The organism is Croceicoccus naphthovorans (genome assembly GCF_001028705.1).
Taxonomy (GTDB): domain Bacteria; phylum Pseudomonadota; class Alphaproteobacteria; order Sphingomonadales; family Sphingomonadaceae; genus Croceicoccus; species Croceicoccus naphthovorans.
On sequence record NZ_CP011770.1, the window covers coordinates 2,597,698 to 2,616,185 of the forward strand.

Annotated in this window: 18 protein-coding genes; 11 read left to right on the forward strand and 7 right to left on the reverse strand. The window is 62.9% G+C overall.

From position 1 onward, the window contains the following. The first annotated feature begins 47 nt into the window (after positions 1–47). From AB433_RS13075 to AB433_RS13110, 8 genes are all read left to right on the forward strand, one after another. Positions 48–884: a sulfurtransferase gene (locus AB433_RS13075; protein WP_047821570.1), complete on the forward strand. Its 837-nt coding sequence runs from the start codon at positions 48–50 to the stop codon at positions 882–884. Between the two features lie 13 nt (positions 885–897). After that, positions 898–2,124, forward strand: a complete 1,227-nt coding sequence (gene metC / locus AB433_RS13080) for a cystathionine beta-lyase (RefSeq protein WP_047821572.1) — start codon at positions 898–900, stop codon at positions 2,122–2,124. After that, positions 2,121–3,197 (forward strand): mechanosensitive ion channel family protein, encoded by a 1,077-nt coding sequence (locus tag AB433_RS13085; RefSeq protein ID WP_047821574.1) that lies wholly within the window; start codon positions 2,121–2,123, stop codon positions 3,195–3,197. Before metC ends, AB433_RS13085 begins: the two co-directional genes overlap by 4 nt. Before the next feature lie 90 nt (positions 3,198–3,287). Next, complete coding sequence (gene cobA / locus AB433_RS13090) at positions 3,288–4,058, forward strand: uroporphyrinogen-III C-methyltransferase (protein WP_047821575.1); 771 nt, start codon at positions 3,288–3,290, stop codon at positions 4,056–4,058. Continuing rightward, complete coding sequence (locus tag AB433_RS13095) at positions 4,055–4,351, forward strand: DUF2849 domain-containing protein (RefSeq protein ID WP_047821577.1); 297 nt, start codon at positions 4,055–4,057, stop codon at positions 4,349–4,351. Before cobA ends, AB433_RS13095 begins: the two co-directional genes overlap by 4 nt. A 3-nt stretch (positions 4,352–4,354) precedes the next feature. Beyond that, positions 4,355–5,989 carry a nitrite/sulfite reductase gene (locus tag AB433_RS13100; protein ID WP_047821579.1) on the forward strand — a complete coding sequence of 545 codons (1,635 nt, stop codon included), beginning with the start codon at positions 4,355–4,357 and terminating at the stop codon, positions 5,987–5,989. Continuing rightward, positions 5,982–6,422, forward strand: a complete 441-nt coding sequence (locus AB433_RS13105; RefSeq protein ID WP_047821582.1) for a DUF934 domain-containing protein — start codon at positions 5,982–5,984, stop codon at positions 6,420–6,422. Before AB433_RS13100 ends, AB433_RS13105 begins: the two co-directional genes overlap by 8 nt. Positions 6,423–6,426: 4 nt before the next feature. Continuing rightward, the gene (locus tag AB433_RS13110; RefSeq protein ID WP_047824073.1) at positions 6,427–7,218 is read left to right on the forward strand and encodes a phosphoadenylyl-sulfate reductase; all 792 of its coding nucleotides are present in this window, start codon (positions 6,427–6,429) and stop codon (positions 7,216–7,218) included. Positions 7,219–7,222: 4 nt separating this feature from the next. Here AB433_RS13110 and AB433_RS13115 read toward each other — a convergent pair whose 3' ends face one another. The 4 genes from AB433_RS13115 to AB433_RS13130 are packed head-to-tail and all read right to left on the reverse strand — an operon-like array spanning position 7,223 to position 11,963. Further along, positions 7,223–8,128, reverse strand: a complete 906-nt coding sequence (locus AB433_RS13115; protein ID WP_047821584.1) for an NAD-dependent epimerase/dehydratase family protein — start codon at positions 8,126–8,128, stop codon at positions 7,223–7,225. Continuing rightward, the gene (proB, locus tag AB433_RS13120; RefSeq protein WP_047821586.1) at positions 8,125–9,279 is read right to left on the reverse strand and encodes a glutamate 5-kinase; all 1,155 of its coding nucleotides are present in this window, start codon (positions 9,277–9,279) and stop codon (positions 8,125–8,127) included. The genes AB433_RS13115 and proB overlap by 4 nt, the downstream gene beginning before the upstream one ends. 44 nt (positions 9,280–9,323) lie before the next feature. Then, positions 9,324–10,403 carry a GTPase ObgE gene (gene obgE / locus AB433_RS13125; protein ID WP_047821588.1) on the reverse strand — a complete coding sequence of 360 codons (1,080 nt, stop codon included), beginning with the start codon at positions 10,401–10,403 and terminating at the stop codon, positions 9,324–9,326. 42 nt (positions 10,404–10,445) lie between these two features. Continuing rightward, positions 10,446–11,963 (reverse strand): glycerol-3-phosphate dehydrogenase, encoded by a 1,518-nt coding sequence (locus tag AB433_RS13130; RefSeq protein WP_047821590.1) that lies wholly within the window; start codon positions 11,961–11,963, stop codon positions 10,446–10,448. A 121-nt stretch (positions 11,964–12,084) separates the two neighbouring features. Between AB433_RS13130 and glpK the strand changes: the two genes are divergently transcribed. Then, on the forward strand, positions 12,085–13,581 hold the full coding sequence (glpK, locus tag AB433_RS13135; RefSeq protein ID WP_047821592.1) for a glycerol kinase GlpK: 1,497 nt from the start codon (positions 12,085–12,087) through the stop codon (positions 13,579–13,581). Positions 13,582–13,598: 17 nt separating this feature from the next. Here glpK and AB433_RS13140 read toward each other — a convergent pair whose 3' ends face one another. After that, complete coding sequence (locus AB433_RS13140; protein WP_047821595.1) at positions 13,599–14,489, reverse strand: PAS domain-containing protein; 891 nt, start codon at positions 14,487–14,489, stop codon at positions 13,599–13,601. Positions 14,490–14,835: 346 nt separating this feature from the next. Between AB433_RS13140 and AB433_RS13145 the strand changes: the two genes are divergently transcribed. Further along, the gene (locus AB433_RS13145; RefSeq protein ID WP_047821597.1) at positions 14,836–15,747 is read left to right on the forward strand and encodes an IS1595 family transposase; all 912 of its coding nucleotides are present in this window, start codon (positions 14,836–14,838) and stop codon (positions 15,745–15,747) included. A 254-nt stretch (positions 15,748–16,001) separates the two neighbouring features. Here the strand turns inward: AB433_RS13145 and AB433_RS20585 are convergent, their stop codons facing one another. Continuing rightward, the gene (locus AB433_RS20585) at positions 16,002–16,220 is read right to left on the reverse strand and encodes a hypothetical protein (protein WP_156170815.1); all 219 of its coding nucleotides are present in this window, start codon (positions 16,218–16,220) and stop codon (positions 16,002–16,004) included. A 92-nt stretch (positions 16,221–16,312) separates the two neighbouring features. On the opposite strand from AB433_RS20585, the gene AB433_RS13155 reads away from it, so the two are divergent. Further along, a protein-coding gene (locus AB433_RS13155) for an IS3 family transposase (protein ID WP_156170623.1) occupies positions 16,313–17,484 on the forward strand; the annotation gives its coding sequence in 2 pieces (ribosomal slippage) (positions 16,313–16,565 and positions 16,565–17,484; 1,173 coding nt in all). On the opposite strand, the gene AB433_RS20590 is transcribed toward AB433_RS13155, so the two are convergent. Continuing rightward, complete coding sequence (locus tag AB433_RS20590; RefSeq protein ID WP_156170816.1) at positions 17,456–18,190, reverse strand: hypothetical protein; 735 nt, start codon at positions 18,188–18,190, stop codon at positions 17,456–17,458. The genes AB433_RS13155 and AB433_RS20590 overlap by 29 nt on opposite strands. Between the last annotated feature and the right edge of the window lie 298 nt (positions 18,191–18,488).

An 18,488-nucleotide genomic window follows, 5' to 3' on the forward strand; every position in this document is an offset into this window, starting at 1 on the left:
TGGCGACAGGCGGGGGGCACGCTACCTCTGATGGAAAGGAGGGCTTCATGCCGCATCTCGTTTCGACCCAATGGCTTGCCGACAATCTGGGCAGCGACGCTCTCGTCGTGCTGGACGGCAGCTATCACCTTCCCGCCGCAGGCCGCGATGCGCGGGCCGAGTATCTGGCGGGCCACATCCCGGGCGCACGCTTCGTCGGGTTCGATACGATCGCGGACATGACCAGCGGCCTCGACAACACCGCTCCCTCGGCAGATGCTTTCGCCGCGCGGATGGGCGATCTGGGCGTCAGCGACGGCAGCACCGTCGTCATCTACGACAACAGCCCGCACCGCACCTCGGCACGGGTGTGGTTCCTGCTGAAGATGTTCGGCAAGGATGCTGCGATCCTCGACGGCGGATTGGGCAAGTGGCAGGCCGAGGGACGCGCAGAGGAACAGGGCGAGCCGGAATGGCAGCCTGCCAAGTTTACCGCCAAGGCCGATCCCGCGAAGCTGCGCGACAAGGCGCAGATGCTGGCCAATATCGACAGCCGCGCCGAACAGGTCGTCGATGCGCGCGGCGCGGATCGCTTTACCGGAGAGGCGGAGGAAATCCGCCCCGGCATGGTATCGGGCCATATACCGGGATCGCGCAATGTGCCCATCGGCACGCTTTACGAAGCGGACGGAACGATGAAGGACCTGGCGGGAATCGAGGCGGAGTTCCTTGGCGCGGGGCTGGATTTGGGCCGTCCGATCGTCACCAGTTGCGGCTCGGGCGTGACGGCCGCGAACCTGTCATTCGCGCTTGACCGGTTAGGCAAGCCGAGCGCGATCTATGATGGCAGCTGGAGCGAATGGGCTGCCGATCCAGCCACGCCCAAGGCGACCGGGCCAGCATGACGGAAAATCGGGCATGAGCGATAGCGACGATCTGAAACCCGCAACCCGGCTCGTCACCGGGGGGCGGCGGGCGGAGTGGACCGGCATTCCCGGCCAAGCCAATCGCGTGGTCAACCCGGCAGTCTGGCGCGCCAGCACGCACCTATATCCCGATGCCGCCGCCATGGCCGAGGGCCCGAAGACCAACGAGGACGGCAAGCTGTTCTACGGCCGTCGCGGCGCGCCGACGCAATGGGCGCTGGCTGAGGCGCTGACCGCGCTGGAGCCGGGGGCGCATGGCACGATCCTCTATCCATCGGGCGTGGCGGCGATCAACGGCGCGCTGATGGCGGTGCTGCGACCCGGCGACCGCGTGTTGATCACTGACAATGCCTATGACCCGACGCGCAAGATGGGACTGGGGCTGCTCAAGGACTTCGGGATCGAGACGCGGTTCTTCGATCCGCTCGACATCGAGGCCTATCGCGCCTTGGTGGCTGAAGGGGCGAAGGCAGTATTCCTCGAGGCGCCCGGCTCGCTGTCGTTCGAGGTCTGCGACCTGCCCGCGCTGGTCGGCATCGCGAAAGAGATCGGGGCGTGGACGATCCTCGACAACACGTGGAGCGGGCCGACCGGCCTGGCCGCGCTGGCGATGGGCATCGACTGCACCGTCAATGCCCTGACCAAGCATGTCGGCGGGCATTCCGACCTGATGATGGGCGCGGCGACCGGGACCGAACGGATGTATCGCCGGTTGCGGATGCGGTCGCAGCAGATGGGCATCGTGGTATCGCCCGACGATGCGGCGCTGGCCCTGCGCGGTCTGCGCACGCTCGACGTGCGGCTCAAGCGCGAGAGCGAAAGCGCGCTGGCCGTCGCGCAATGGCTGACCCGGCGCAAAGAGGTTGCCGCCGTGCTCTGTCCGATGCTGCCGGGCGCGCCGGGGCATGACCTGTGGCAGCGCGACTTCAGCGGCGGCTGCGGGTTGTTCGCCTTTGTCCTGAAAACCACCGACCGCGACGCACGCGCGCAGTTTGTCGACGCGCTGGCCCTGTTCGGCCTCGGCTATTCGTGGGGCGGGTTTGAAAGTCTTGCCATCCCCATCGACCCCCCCGCCGACCGTTCGGTCAGCAGCTGGCCGCCGGTAGGGGTGGACCCGGAGGCCACGCTTGGCATACGCTTGTCCATCGGCCTTGAAGACGCAGGCGACCTGATCGCCGATCTTGCGCAGGCTTTCGACAGGATGGGGGCTGCCGCATGACCGTTACCGCCGAACCGCCCATAGCCGATGCCACCAGCGTCGCCGAACCCGTCGCGACCGCGACTGCCGCTGCGACAGAGGCGGCGCAGAACGATGCGCTGAAAGGCGCGGACCAGATCAAGGAAGCGGTCGCCGAACAGTCGATGACGATCGCGCAGATCGTCGACTATCTCGATTCAATGGGCGTAACGGTGGGCGATACGCGGTTCTCGGTCTGGACCGCGCTGTTGGTCGTCATGGTCATCGCGGGCGTCATCATCTTTGCCCGCGTGGCCAGCAAGGGCGCGCATGCCCTGCTGAAACGCATGACGCGCCTGTCACCGACGCAAAGCCTCTTGGCGGAAAAACTGCTGACCATGGCGGTCTGGGCCTTTGCCCTGCTGATCGGTATCGACCTTCTGGGCATCGACCTGACGGCGCTGGCAGTATTTTCCGGCGCGTTCGGCCTTGCCATCGGTTTCGGCCTTCAGAAAACATTCGGCAACCTGATCGCGGGCATGATCCTGTTGATGGACAGATCGATCAAGCCGGGCGACGTGATCGCTGTGACCGACATGGCCGGGAACGAGACGTTCGGCCAGATCCGCAAGATCGGCATCCGCGCGATTTCCGTTACCACGCGCGACGAGCGCGAATATCTGATTCCCAACGAAAACCTGATGATCAACCAAGTGGAAAACTGGTCTTATTCCAGCCGCAACGTACGCATGCAGGTGCCGGTCGGCGTGTCGTACAACTGCGACATTCACAAGGCCGAGGAATTGATGCTGGAGGCGGCCAAAAAGGTCAAACGCGTGCTGGAACTGCCCGCGCCCAGCGTATGGCTGAACGGGTATGGTGACAGTTCGGTCGACTTCACGATCCATTGCTGGATTCGCGATCCCGAAGCGGGCGTCGGCAACGTTCGGTCAGAAGTACTGAAAAACCTGTGGGACCTGTTTCAGGAACACGGTATCGAAATCCCTTTCCCGCAGCGCGACATAAACCTGCGCGGCAACGCACAGTTCGAACAACTGGTCGCTGCCATCGCCCAGCGCGTCGATGCAAAGACAGACGTGAAATCAGGCGATTAGCCCTTTTTGCAGCTGCGCTAAAGGTCAGCTACCCCCCCATCAAAGCATTCTGGCTGGCATCGCGCGGGCCGAGCGCCCATTTCGCCATCCATGTCGATTCCGTCCGAACAGATCGGCCGCGTCTATCTGGTAGGCGCGGGCCCCGGCGATCCGGAACTGCTGACGCTGCGCGCCGCAAGGCTGTTGGCGCAGGCGATGATCGTCGTCCACGACGGTCTGGTCGATCCCGCGATCCTTGCGATGGCGCACCCCAAGGCAAGGCTGATTTCCGTCGCCAAGCGCCGCGCGCACCACACCATGCCGCAAGAAGACATCTGCGCCCTGCTGGTTCGCGAAGCGCTGGCCGGTAACGACGTCGTGCGCTTGAAGGGCGGCGACCCGCTGGTATTCGGACGCGGCGGCGAAGAGGCAGAGGCCTGCCGCGCCGCTGGCGTTCCCGTGGAAATCGTACCTGGCATCAGCGCCGCGAACGCCGCCGGTGCCGCTGCGCAGATCGCCCTGACGCACCGCGACCATGCCAGCGTCGTCAGCTTCGTTGCGGGCCAGTGCAAGGGCTTGTCCGATCAGGACTGGTCGGGCCTTGCCGGGGTCGGCCGCACGCTCGTTATCTATATGGGTGTCAAAACCGCCGCTAGAATTGCCGAAAAGCTGATCGCAGACGGTCTGGCCCCAGACATGGCCGTGGCCGTGATCGAGAATGCCGCCCGCCCCGAAATGCGCGTGCTGCGCGGCGTCTTGGCCGCTCTGCCCGATCTGGTAGAGAATGAGCGCGTGAAAAGCCCCGCGCTGATCGTGATCGGCGAAGTTACCCGCGAGCGTGACGATGCGCTTGCCGCAATAGCCCTGAGAGCAAAACAATGAAGATCCTGACCGGGAATGACCTGAAGTCCGGCGACGTCGTCTGGTGGGACGGCACCAGCTGGTCCCGCCACGTGAACGACAGCGTCGATGTCGGCGATAAAGGCGACGAAATCATCGCGCGCGAAGAAGGCCTGCGCAACGTGTTTGCCGCCTATGCCATCGAGGCGACGACCGACGATAACGGCGTGCGCCCCGCCCATATCAAGGACCGCATCCGCGCCCTTGGCCCGACGGTGCGTCCCGACCTCACGCTGAAACCCGCCGATCCGACGGCCGGAAACTGGGTGATTTAAGCCATGTACCAGTATGACAAATACGACCAGCAGATGGTCGACACCCGCGTCGAGGAATTCCGCGACCAGACCCGCCGCCGCCTGTCGGGTGAGCTGAGCGAGGAACAATTCCGCCCGCTGCGCCTGATGAACGGCCTCTACCTGCAACTGCACGCTTACATGCTGCGCGTTGCCGTGCCCTACGGCACGCTATCGGGTGCGCAGATGAAGGCGCTGGGCGATATCGCGGACAAGTATGATCGCGGCTATGGCCACTTCACCACGCGCCAGAACATCCAGTACAACTGGATCAAGCTGGAGGACGCACCCGACATTCTGGCCGATCTGGCCAAGGTCGAGATGCATGCGATCCAGACCAGCGGCAACTGCATCCGCAACATCAGTTCGGATCACTTTGCCGGGGCCGCTGCCGACGAAGTCGTCGACCCGCGCCCCTACGCCGAACTGCTGCGCCAATGGTCCAGCTTCCACCCCGAATTCAGCTATCTGCCGCGCAAGTTCAAGATCGCAGTCATCGCGTCGGATACCGACCGCGCGGCGATGCGTTTGCACGACATCGGCATCCAGATCGTGAAGAATGACGCTGGCGAAATCGGCTGCGCATTCTACGTCGGCGGCGGCATGGGCCGTACCCCGATGGTTGCGCCGTGCATCAACGAATTCGTCGCGCTGGACGACCTGATCACCTATTCCGAGGCTTGCTTGCGCGTCTACAACCGCCATGGCCGCCGCGACAACAAATACAAGGCGCGCATCAAGATCCTCGTCCACGAAATGGGCAAGGATGAGTACACGCGTCAGGTCGAGGAGGAGTTCGCGCACCTGAAGTCGCAGGGCATCGAGCCCCCGCTGGCAGAGTTGGAGCGGATCAAGCCCTATTTCGCGGACCCCGCGTTCAAGACCGGCCTAAGCGACGATATCGATCGCAGCGACCCGGATTTTGCGCTGTGGGTGGACCGCAACACGATCCCGCACAAGGCCCCCGGCTATGTCAGCGCGGTCATCAGTCTGAAGCCGGTCGGCGGCATTCCGGGTGATGCGACGGCGGACCAGATCCGCCTGATGGGCGATCTTGCGACCGAGTATTCGTTCGACGAGTGCCGCGTCATGCACACGCAGAACATCGTCCTCCCGCATGTCGAAAAGGGCCGTCTGGCCGAACTGTTTGCCAAGCTGGACGCATATGATCTGGCCGCGCCGAACCTCGACACGATCGAGGATATCATCGCCTGCCCCGGCCTCGACTATTGCAGCCTTGCCAACGCACGTTCGATCCCGGTCGCGCAGAAGATTTCCGAACGCTTTGCCAGCACCGGCAAGACCGGCGAACTGGGTCAGCTGAAGCTGAAGATTTCGGGCTGCATCAACGCCTGCGGGCACCACCACGCAGGCCACATCGGCATCCTCGGCGTCGACCGCAAGGGGGTGGAGAACTACCAGCTTCTGCTCGGCGGGTGTGAGGCCGAAGACACGACGCTGGGCAAGATCACCGGCCCCGGTTTCGACGAGGACGGCATTGTCGACGCGGTTGAAAAGGCCACCGAAGTCTATCTCGCCAAGCGCGAGGGTGAGGAACGTTTCCTCGATACTTACCGCCGTATCGGCATGGAGCCGTTCAAGGAGGCGATCTATGGTTGAGCTTTACCGGTTGCGCGACGACGAGCCGCCAAAAGACAACGAGGGTGAAAGCCCGGCGGTCACGGTCGACAGCTTCGGCGAACAGACCAATGCCGGTGCCGTTCGCATCGAGCCGGGTGACGACGCACGCGAACTGCTCCCGCACATATCGCACCTGACCCGCGTAGAAGTGAACTTCCCCGTCTTTGGCGACGGCCGCGGCTATTCGGCGGCACGCATTCTGCGCGAAGCTGGCTACGAGGGTGAAATCCGCGCGGTGGGCGATGTCGCAGTCGACCAGATCGCCTATATGCGCCGCTGCGGATTCGATGCTTTCGCGCCGGACAAGGCCATGAACAAGGCCGATGTCGAAGCCGCACTTAATCGCTGGGACAACGTGTACCAAAAAACCACCGATGGCCGCACGCCGATCTGGGCGCTTCGTCACGGCTGATCCGATGGAAGCTGTCCGCCGCCTTGACCGTATCGACACCGGTGTCCGCTTTACCGCGGACGATGCCGCCGCGCTGAACGCCCGTTACGCGGGTGCTTCGGCAGAGGATATCTTGCGCGCAGTGCTGATCGACGGCGTTGCGGGACGGATCGCACTCGTCTCCAGCTTCGGTGCGGAAAGTTCGGTGCTGCTGCATTTGGCCTCGAAAGTGGCGAAAGATGCACCGGTGCTGTTCCTCGAAACCGGCAAGCATTTTCCCGAAACTCTGGAATACCGCGACCTTCTGGCCGAGCGTTTTGGCCTGACCGGGCTGATCAACCTGACGCCCGATGCCGATGCTCTGGCGGCGAAGGATGAGAGCGGGCTGCGCTGGTCCTACGACCCCGACGGCTGCTGCGAAATTCGCAAGGTGATCCCGCTGGCCAAGGCACTGACGGGCTATGACGCGTCCATCACCGGGCGAAAGGCATTCCAGTCGGCGACCCGCGCCGAACTGCCGGTGTTCGAGATCGATACCTCGGACTCCGCCGGTCGGCTGAAGGTCAACCCGCTGATCGGGTGGAGCCGGGACGACCTGATCGCCTATATGGACGAGCACGAGTTGCCCCGCCATCCGCTGGTGGCCAAAGGATATCCGTCGATCGGCTGCATGCCCTGCACCAGCACGGTGGCAGAGGGCGAGGACCCGCGTTCGGGCCGCTGGCGCGGTTGGGACAAGACCGAGTGCGGTATCCACCAGGTGCCGGGATTGACCAAGGACGGCGACCTGCCGCCCGATTTCGACCCGGTTTTCTAAAGGCTCAGAGCCAGCCGGCGTTGCGGTACCAATCCGCCGTGGCCCGCAACCCTTCGCGCGTTTCTATACGCGGCTGCCACAACCCAGCGGGCGGGCGCTTGGCAGGGTCTGCCGTCCAGTCGGGATGCATCATGTAGCCGGCGCGGTCGGGCGTCAGCTTGGCCTTGCCGCGGCGTATCAATCGGTCGATCTGTGCCGCGCCTTTCACCAAGGCGGCGGGCATCGAGATCGGGATCACCTTGCGCCCAACGGCATCGCCGATGGCCCGCGCCATTTCGACGTGCCGCCAACCGCCGTCGACGCCGTCATCGGCCTCGTAAACCTGCCCCGCGTGCGCCGGTGTGACCGCCAGCGCGAGCAAAAGCGCGGCTAGGTCCGAAACGTGAATCATCGAGGCGCGACCTTCGGGCGGGAGGGGCACAACGCCCAACTTCGCCGCCCTGAACAACTCGAACATCTCTGTATCGCGCGGGCCATAGATCGCGGGCGGGCGCACCATCGCCCAGTCGAGGCCGCTGCGCTCAACCACGGCCTCGGCCCCGGCTTTCGAGTTGCCGTAATCCGACAGGTTCGGCTCGCGCGCGGCTAGCGAAGAGACTTGGACGAAGCGCCCTACGCCCGCTGCTTTCGCCGCGTCGACAACCGCTTGCGTCCCCGTAACGTTACCCGACACGAACCCAAAATTGTCGGGCGCGTTGACCACGCCAGCCACGTGGACCACCGCATCGGCTCCTTCACACAAGGCGCGCAAGGCATCGGCCGCAGCCAGATCGCCGCGAACCCATTCGACGCCCTCTCGCGCCGGTTGCTCGCGCCGGGTCAGCGCCCGAACCGAATGCCCTTCCGCCAATGCCAGATCGAGCAGGGTTGACCCGACGAACCCCGTCGCACCGGTCAGCGCGATGATCACAGCAGGACCATCTGGTTGCGATGAACCACGGCAGATCGCGGTGCATAACCCAGCAGGTATTCCTGATCGTCGGTATGCCGCCCCATGATCGCCGCGCATTCGGCGGCATCGTATTCTGCCAGCCCCTTGGCCAACGCGAAACCGTCCGGTCCGCGCACCTCGACCGCATCACCACGCGTGAATTCGCCCGATACCGCCGTCACGCCCTTGGCCAGCAGGCTACGCCCCGACAACAGCGCCTTGGCCGCCCCGGCATCGACGTTAAGCACGCCCTTCAATTTCAACCGGCCGCCCAGCCAAGCCTTGCGCGCGCCATCGCGGCGGCGGGGTAGGAACAGCGTACCGATCCCGCCATCCCCAGTCCCACTACCAAGCGCACGCCCGATCGGCGCGGTGTAGGTGCCATTAATGATGGCCAGCGCGATGCCTGCCCGTTCCGCGATTTCCGCGGCTTGCAGCTTGCTGGTCATGCCGCCGGAGCCAAGACCCGAAGCGGACCCGCCGTCGGCCATCGCGTGAATATCCGCCGAAACCCCGCGTACGACCGGCACCATCGTCGCAGCCGGATCCTTGGGATTGCGATCGTACAGCCCGTCGATGTCGGACAGCAGCAGCACCGCATCGGCCCGCCCGGCCTGCGCCACGCGCGCGGCCAGCCGGTCGTTGTCGCCAAAGCGGATTTCCTGCGTCGCGACCGAGTCGTTCTCGTTCACGACCGGAACCGCGCCCGCCTCCAGCAAACGGCCCAATGTCGCCGAGGCGTTGAGATACCGCCGCCGATCTTCCAGATCATCGAGCGTCAGCAGCAATTGCGCCCCGGTCAACCCGTGCTCGGCCAACAATTCGGCCCACAATCCGCCCAGCCCGATCTGGCCGACGGCAGCAGCGGCCTGGGCATCGGCAAGGCTGCCACGCCCGCCCTTCGCCAGCCCCAATCGCGCCGCGCCCAGCGCAATCGCGCCTGAGGACACGACAATCACCTGCTGCCCCCGCGCCGTCGCCTCGGCAATCTCTTGCACCAGCGATGCCAGCCATTCACGGCGGGGCTGTCCGTCCGGCCCGACCAGCAGCGCCGAACCGACCTTGATCACCAGCCGCGCGCAACTGGCGGGCCGGGCGATGTCGGCAAGGGTGGCGATCGTGTTCGTCATGGCGCGCGGGGCCTAGCCCATCGTCGCCGGTTGGGGAAGTATCGTCAGATCGGCGACCAGTCGCCGCCAGACTGCTCGTCCTCCGGCGCATCCTCTCGCTCGGCACCTTTCGTCTCGGTGCGTGTACGGTCGGGCAGGTATTGCAGCACCGCGTCCATAAGCGCCTCTATCCCCGCGCCCGTTGCGCCGGAAATACGGAACACCTGTTCCGCCCCCGCCTCGCGCAGTTCGTCGGCGAAGGCATCGGCCAGTTCGCCATCGGCAAGGTCCAGCTTGTTGAGCGCGATCAGGCGCGGCTTGTCTTCCAGCTCTGCGCCATAAGCTTCAAGTTCTTCCTCGATGATACGCATCGCTTCGACCGGGTCCTGATCGCCTGTGCCCGATATGTCGATCAGGTGGATCAGAACGCGGCACCGCTCGATATGGCCGAGGAAACGGTCGCCGATCCCGGCGCCCTCCGCCGCGCCCGCGATCAGGCCGGGAATGTCGGCCAGCACGAATTCGCGCCCTTTGTGCCGCACGACACCCAGTTTCGGAACCAAGGTCGTGAAGGCATAATCGCCGACCTTGGCGCGCGTATTCGTCACCGCGTTGATGAATGTGGATTTGCCCGCATTCGGCAACCCGACCAGCCCGACATCGGCCAAGAGCTTCAGCCGCAGCCAGACCCACGCCTCTTCGCCGGGGATACCCGGCTGATGCTGACGCGGGGCGCGGTTGGTGCTGGTCTTGTAGCTGGCGTTGCCGCGACCGCCCATGCCGCCTTCAAGGAATACGACGCGGTCGCCCACCTCGGTAAAGTCGGCCAGCACCGTTTCCTGATCCTCGTCGGAAATGATCTGCGTGCCCACCGGCACCTTGATCACCAGCGGTTTCGCGCTGGCGCCGGTGCGGTCCTTGCCCATGCCGTGGCCGCCGCGCGGGGCCTTGAAGTGCTGCGAATAGCGGAAGTCGATGAGGGTATTGAGGCCTTCGACCGCCTCGAACACGATATCGCCGCCGCGCCCGCCGTCACCGCCATCGGGGCCGCCGTACTCAACATACTTCTCACGCCGGAAAGAGACGGCGCCGGGGCCGCCACCACCGGATTTCACGTAGATCTTGGCTTGGTCGAGGAAATGCATAGCGCCGCCTTTAGGCGCTGAGCCCCGGTTTATCCAGTAGCCTTAGCCAGTGGTCGCGGTGCGGTTCAGGTAGGCGGTCAGGCGGTCGGCGGTGCCATCGGGCACGTGCAGGCCCAGCTTGCTGCGCCGCCAAAGGATATCGTCGGCAGTCCGCGCCCATTCTTTGGCGACGAGATAGTCAATCTCTGCCACGTGCAATCCGCCGCCGAGGTCTTCGCCCAGATCGGCTGCGGTCGTGGCATCACCGAGGATCGTTTCGGTCCGGGTACCATAGGCGCGGGCCATGCGCCGCAGGAGTGTGGTATCGACCCCGGGATAGCGCGCGACGAGTTTCGCCAGATAGCTATCGAAGTCGGCAAAATCGCCGCCGGGGAACGGCTTGCCCGCCGTCCACTTGCCGCCAGCACCGGGCAGGTCCAACTCATCCATCGCGTGTTCGGCCAGCCGCCGGAACGTCGTGATCTTGCCGCCGAAGACATTGAGCAGGGGCGCATCGCCGCCCGCATCCGCACCGCCCCGGTCCAGATCGAGCACATAGTCACGCGTTACGGCAGAGGCATTCTTCGCCTGATCGTCAAACAGCGGACGGATGCCCGAATAGGTCCAGACGATGTCTTCACGCGTCGTTTGGCGGTCGAAATAGCGGTTCGCCGTGTCGAGCAGATAGCCGACCTCGTCCTCGCTAATCGCCGCCTTATCCGGCAGATCCGCGCAAGGCACGTCGGTCGTGCCGATCAGCGTGAACTCCCGCTCGTAGGGAATCGCGAAAACGATCCGCCGGTCCGGGTTCTGAAGCATATAGGCATGATCGCCGGGATAGAGCCGGGGCACGATGATATGGCTGCCCTTGATCAGCCGCACCTGGCCTTTGGGCTTTGCCTGCGCAATGGTGCCAATCACCTCGCTGACCCACGGTCCCGCAGTGTTGACGATGGCGCGCGCGGTGACGGTGTGCGTGCCGCCAGCATCAGACAATTCGGCGGTCCATTCGGACCCGCTCCGCTTCGCCCCTTCGAACTTCGTGCGGGTCAGCACCGTTGCGCCGTTCTGCGCCGCGTCCATCGCGTTCAGCGCTACCAGCCGTGCATCTTCGACCCAGCAATCCGAATAGACGAAGGCCTTGCCTTTGCGGTCTGACAGCCCCTCGCCCTGCGGCGCGTCGGTCAACGAAACCGTTTCGGTCGCGGGCAGGTCCTTGCGTCCGCCGATATGGTCGTAAAGAAACAGCCCCGTACGCACCATCCACGCGGGCCGCGGGCTTTGCGTTTGCGGCAATACGAAGCGCAGCGGCCAGATGATGTGGGGCGCCATGCGCCACAGCCGCTCCCGCTCTTTCAATGATTCGCGGACCAGCCGGAACTCGCCGTATTCCAGATAGCGCAAGCCTCCGTGGATCAGCTTTGTCGATGCGGAAGAGGTGTGAGAGGCCAGATCGTCCTTCTCCACCAACAGGACCGAAAGCCCCCGCCCCGCCGCATCGCGTGCGATTCCCGCACCATTGATGCCGCCGCCGATGATGAGGAGGTCCACGTTTTGGGGAATCTGCAGATCGGGTTGCATTGCAGCATAACCTAGCGACCATTGCCCCGACTGCAAGGGCCGCATCGATTTCGCTGGCGGGGGTTGACCCCGCAGGCCCCCATCGCGAGGGTCACGGCAAGGCAATTCTTACGGAGCATCGATGACCGGCAGCGGCCCCTTCATCCTCGCCATCGACCAAGGCACGACATCCACGCGGACCATCGTGTTCGATCAGGCGCTGAACCGCGTCGCGGTGTCGCAACAGGAATTCGCCCAGCACTACCCGCAACCCGGTTGGGTAGAGCACGACGCCGACGAAATCTGGAACAAAACGCTCGCCACAGCCCGCGCCGCTCTGCAAGAGGCGGGTGCGAAGGGCAACGGATCTGCCAAGGCCATCGGCATCACCAACCAGCGCGAAACGGTAGTGATCTGGGACCGCGCGACAGGCACGCCGATCCACAAGGCCATCGTCTGGCAGGACCGGCGCACCGCCGACACGTGCGAGAAGCTGCGCGCCGCCGGACATGAGGACACGGTTCGCGATACGACCGGATTGCTGCTCGATCCCTATTTTTCAGCCACCAAGATCGCGTGGATGCTGGACGCTGTACCGAATGCGCGGGAGCGGGCCGAGCGGGGCGAACTGGCGTTCGGCACCATCGACTGCTTCCTGCTCTGGCGGCTGACCGGCGGCAAGGTCCACGCGACCGACGCGACCAACGCCAGCCGCACGCTGCTGCTCGACATCGAAACCGGCGACTGGAGCGACACCCTGTGCGACCTGTTCCGCGTGCCGCGTGCATTGCTTCCCCGGATAGGCGACAGCGCCGAAGTTTACGGCACCACTGACCCCGACCTGCTGGGCGAGGCGATTCCGATTGCGGGTATGGCGGGGGATCAGCAGGCGGCGCTGGTCGGGCAGGCGTGTTTCAAACCGGGCATGGTGAAATCGACCTACGGCACCGGCTGCTTTGCGGTCATGAACACCGGCGATACGCCGCTGCGCTCCACCCACCGTTTGCTGACCACGGTTGGTTACCGGATCGGCGGCAAGACAACTTATGCGCTGGAAGGATCTATCTTCGTCGCTGGCGCTGCAGTGAAGTGGCTGCGCGATGCGATGGCGTTGGTGGAGAATGCCGCCGAAACCGCCGAACTGGCCGCCACGCTGGACGATAACGGCGGGGTCTATCTCGTCCCCGCGTTTGCCGGCCTTGGCGCGCCGCACTGGGATCCGCACGCCCGCGCGGCGCTGCTGGGCATGACATTGGGCACCACCCGCGCCCATGTCGCCCGCGCCACGTTGGAGGCGGTGGTCTATCAGACGATGGACCTGATCGAGGCGATGATCGCGGACGGCGCGCCCGAACCCGATGCGATCCGTGTCGATGGCGGCATGGCGGCGAATGATTGGTTCTGCGCGTTTCTGGCCGACATGCTGGACACGCGGATCGACCGGCCCGAGGAACTGGAAACCACCGCGCTGGGTGCGGCGGCGCTGGCCGGCTTGGGGATCGGGCTTTACGCGGACCTTGCCGCTATCGAGGCGATGTCGGCACTGGACCAAAGCTTTACGCCGACGATGGCAGCGGATGACCGCGCAAAACTGGCAAAGGGCTGGAAGGCGGCGCTGGGCCGCGTCACAGGCAATTGATCAGACTGGTCGGCCGATCAGTCTTCGCCTTCCTTGCAGGCGGTCAGCAGAACGACCGCGCCCTCTGCCCCATAGGCCCCGTGCAACTGCACGATGGACAGGCGCGCATAGGCAACTTCGCCGCTGTTGCTGAGGAAGCCCACGCGCAACTTTTGCGAAGGTCCGCCCTGAAGCACCGATTCCAGCGCATCGCGGAATGCGGGGCGCTCTTCGCGCACGACAAGGTCGGCCAGCCCGATGCCGATCAACCGGCTCTCATCCAGTTCGACCATCTTGCTGAAGGGATCGTCGATCCGCTCTATCGTGCCGCGGATAGAGACGCGGACATAGCCAACCTCGCCATGCACGCTCATCGCATCAAGGATTGCGGCCTTCACGTCGGCCAGTCGGTGACGCTGCACATCCTCTGTAATGTCGCGGAACATCAGCACGTTGCTCTTGCCAAGCGGGAACGACTGAAACCGTAGCCACGCCCCGTCGTGAAACGGTGACGGCAGGTCCGCCGCGCTGGGTTCGCCGCCGATCACCGTGCGGCGGGCATGAACCTCCATCAAAGAACCTGCCACCGAGGGCAATGCCTCGACCAGCATTTTTCCCGTCAGCTCGCCCACCGGCTTGCGACAGACCGCGCCCGCGACGCGGTTCGCGTAATCGATGCGCAGATCGCCATCGCAGATCAGGATCGCCTCGTTGATCCATTCGGCCAGGCCGATCAGATCCTCGCCGCCCGCGCTACCCCCGGCGCCGGGCATCGACAGCTCTCGAAAACTGCCGATGTCGAGCAGGACATGCGTTTCCCGCCCGTGGTTGGTGATGTAAACCGGGTTGGTATTGGCTACGTCCCGCCAATGCGAGAACGAGCGAACCACTTCCGCAGCCGTGGCAGTTACGCTCGACATGTCGTTCATCTTGCCGTCTCCTCGCTCTGATCCCGCCGGGCAATCGCTGCCGGATCGGGCGCTCCGGGATATGACAGCGCCGTGTTTTTATGCATTATAATTATGAAAAAGTCCCTAGGGCAACGAATAGTTTGCTGGAGATTTACAAAATTTATGACGGGCGTCTTTTTAATGCACTGATAAATAGCATTAAATTCAGATAATTAATGACATTTTGCCGTGCAAAAGGACGAAGTTAAGCATGTCCAATCAACGAGATAGCGACCCGGTTGAACGTTCATTTGGCGATCGATGGCCTTATAGGTCGGGATGTATCCCCTTGCCATACGTAACCGAATATGGCATACAATGAGGCATGACAACGAAGCCTCTCACCACCGCGCAGTTCTTTCGCAAGTTTCCTGACGACGAAACCTGCCTCCAGCATCTGTTCGACGCTCGCTTTGGCGAAGGCTTCACTTGCCCCAAGTGCGAGCGCCCTTCGAAGTGGTTTCGCATCAAAGCTGAGCGCGCCTATTCGTGCCAGTGGTGCGGCCACCACCTGCACCCGACCGTGGGCACCCCGTTCGAAAAGACCCGCACTCCGCTGCAACTGTGGTTCTATGCGATCCACCTGTTCACGACCACGCGCCACGGTGTCAGCGCCAAGGAACTTCAGCGCCAGCTTGGCGTGACCTACAAGACTGCATGGCGCATGGCCTCTCTAATCCGCGATCACATGGCGGACGTTGACGGTGACCACCCCATCGGTGGCGCTGGCACGAATGTCGAAATTGACGAAACGCTCATGGGCGGCGTCAAGAAGGGCAAGCACAATCGCGGTAGTGCCGCTAAGACCGTTGTAGTGGGCGCTCTGGAGCGTGGCGGCGATGTGGTGGCCCAAGTGGTGCCGAACCAGCGCCGCGCTACTCTGGAGCCGTTTGTGACTGCCAACGTCGAAGTCGGCGGCAACGTCCATACTGACGAACTGCGCAGCTACGCGAAACTTGCCGATCATGGCTATCGCCACGCCCGCGTGAACCACGGCGCGGAAGAATATGCCTATTACGATTACCGCCTTGCTGAGACGGTTTCAGTGAATGGGATTGAGAATTTCTGGCGGCACCTGAAATGCTCGATCAACGGCACCCACACCAGCGTGAGCGCCAAGCACCTGAACCGCTACGTCAAGGAATTCGAATATCGCTTCAATCGTCGGAACCGTCCGGAGACGATGCTTCCGGAACTTCTTTCGACTTTCCGGCCATTGCCTTCACAGTCAGATTGAAGGCGTCCAGATCGCCAATCTCGCCTTCGTGTTCGGCGATGAATTGGTCCAATTTTCCGGTCGCAAGGGCTTGTCTCAAGTCGATCATCGTGCGATTCTAGCACACTATGTCCGCTCCCGCTTCCCGAAAAACATCAGCAGCGTCAAAGCTGCTGCCGGTTATCGGCGGCTTTGCGTTATTTAGCGTGGTTGCCGCGTACGATCAACGCGTTGCGCTCGCATTGGCTGTGGGCGTTATCGGATTTGCAGCAATCTCAATGATTGTCGCCCTTACTCGGAAACATTGACGACTGCCTACTCGCTGCTGGCTCGTTAATATCCAGCACCTGCAACACATTCCGCTCTTGAACGGTCCAAACACCGTCAATCAGACGTTCTTTGGTTTCTAATTCAACATCCAGTTCAACGCCACCGCGCATCCGAACACTCGTTTGCCCTGCAACGATTTGCTCTAGAAATGCACGGTCCTTCACCTCGGCGCCGAACTCACCCTGGGGTGTGACGTGACCCCCTGATTTTCCTCCAATTTGGATTAGAGTCCGGCCCTTACAGAAGGACGGACGAGATGAAGAGAACGAGGTTTTCCGAAGAGCAGATCATCGGTGTGCTGAAGGAGGCTGAGGCGGGTGCGAAGACCGCTGACCTGGCCCGGCGACACGGAGTGTCGGAAGCGACGATCTACAACTGGAAGTCGAAGTATGGCGGGCTGGAGGTGTCCGATGCCCGCCGACTGAAGGAGCTCGAGAGCGAGAACGCGAAGCTGAAGCGGTTGCTCGCCGATGCCATGTTGGACCAGGCCGCGTTGAAGGATCTTCTGGCAAAAAAGTTCTGACGCCCGCCGCCAAGCGGGAAGCTGTCGCTCATCTCCAGGCCTGCCACGGGATGAGCGAGCGGCGGGCGTGCCGTGTCATCGATGCTGATCGCAAGAGCGTGCGTTACCGTTCCACCCGGGACGATGACGCCGATCTGCGTGAGAAGCTGCGCGAGCTGGCCAACCAGCGTCGGCGGTTCGGCTATCGCCGTCTGCACATCCTGCTGCGCCGGGAGGGGATCATGATCAACCGGAAGAAGACCCAGAGGCTCTACCGTGAGGAAGGGTTGGCGGTCAGACGACGACGCAGTCGCAGGCGTGCTGTGGGCACGAGAGCACCTGCTCCGGTGCTGGCGCTGCCGAACCAGCGCTGGAGCCTGGACTTTGTTCACGACCAGATGGCTTCGGGAAGACGATTCCGGGTGCTCAACGTGGTCGATGATGTGACGAGGGAGTGCCTGGCAGCGGTGCCGGATACGTCGATCTCCGGGCGCCGTGTCGTGCGCGAACTGACTGAGCTGATCGCGCAGCGTGGCAAGCCCGGCATGATCGTCAGCGACAATGGCACCGAGCTCACCAGCAATGCGGTGCTGGCATGGTGTGGGGAGATCGGTGTGGAGTGGCATTACATCGCACCGGGAAGGCCAATGCAAAACGCTTACGTCGAGAGCTTTAATGGCCGCATGCGGGACGAACTGCTCAATGAGACTTTGTTCCTCAGCATGGCTCACGCCCGCGTCGAGATCGCTGCCTGGGTGGAGGACTACAACCGGGAGAGGCCGCATTCTTCCCTCGACTACGACACCCCGGCGGCGTTCGCCGCCAAACTGGATAAGCAATGGCCAGCTTCGCTACGCCCTACGGGCTCCGCTACGCAGCCCATTGCTTCAACCGCGCTCATGCGCAACAACGCGGTCCGGCTCTAATCCCAGCTGGGGGAAAGCTGGGGGTCACGTCAGGTGTGGCGAACTTCCATTTTCGACTCGAAACTTGAAGCACTGGGCTGAGGATTATCACCCGCATTGGCCCGACCGTTGAGCGGTCAAGCGAGGACTCGATTACAGGAGATTGGCCACTGTATTCCGCGAAATCCGCGCGCCGCACTTTCCAATCAGGTGATTGCCGGTCGATGTTTGCCGACACGGCTAGTATGCCGGTATCCCGTCCAACTTCGCGATAAAACTGCTGCTTTTCGCGCTGAGCGATACGCCCTTCTTCGGCTCGCTCAATAAGCTGTTTTGCTTCTGCAACATCTTCCGCCGATGCATTCGGCAGGTATTTATCCAAGATCGGCTGCCACATGATGTCTCTCGCCCGCTCTGCCGGTGGAGCTAGAATCCAAGCAATCGCAGCAAGCGCCAAACCGTAGCGCGTCGACCTTAATTGATATTCGGCCTTCGCCTTATCAACGAGCAGCAGTAGGTCTTCCCACAAACTACCATCAGCGTGGCCTTGAATGCCGACTTGGACGCTAAGCGACGGGTCAAGCACATAGGACAGCTCTTTGACGCCTGCGATGAACGCTAGCGATGCCCTTGCGACGACTTCCGCGTTTGCAGTGTGACCGTCTTCAAGCTGGTAGTAGAGACGAAGCGGAACCCCTTTTTCCTCGTCATTAGGCAGATGCGCCATTCACGACCCCCATTGTTTCAGGGGTTTATTGCGCGGCCCTCAAAAAGAGTCAATTACCTATGCTAAGGGGATACACCCCTATAGGTCCGTATGGTTCTGTTGCGATCCTGACGATCGCTCTTAAAAATATACAATTGGCGCCTACCTCTTGTTGAAGTTTAGTAAATCCCGGCTAACGGCATAAGTCTAATTTCGGCGCGATTCTGGCATTCCTCGGGGATCGCAGCGCAAAATCAGCGGTTTTCTTATCGCCCGTAAATTGCTCTGATCCCGCGTTTCTTAATGTTTACCCTTCTTT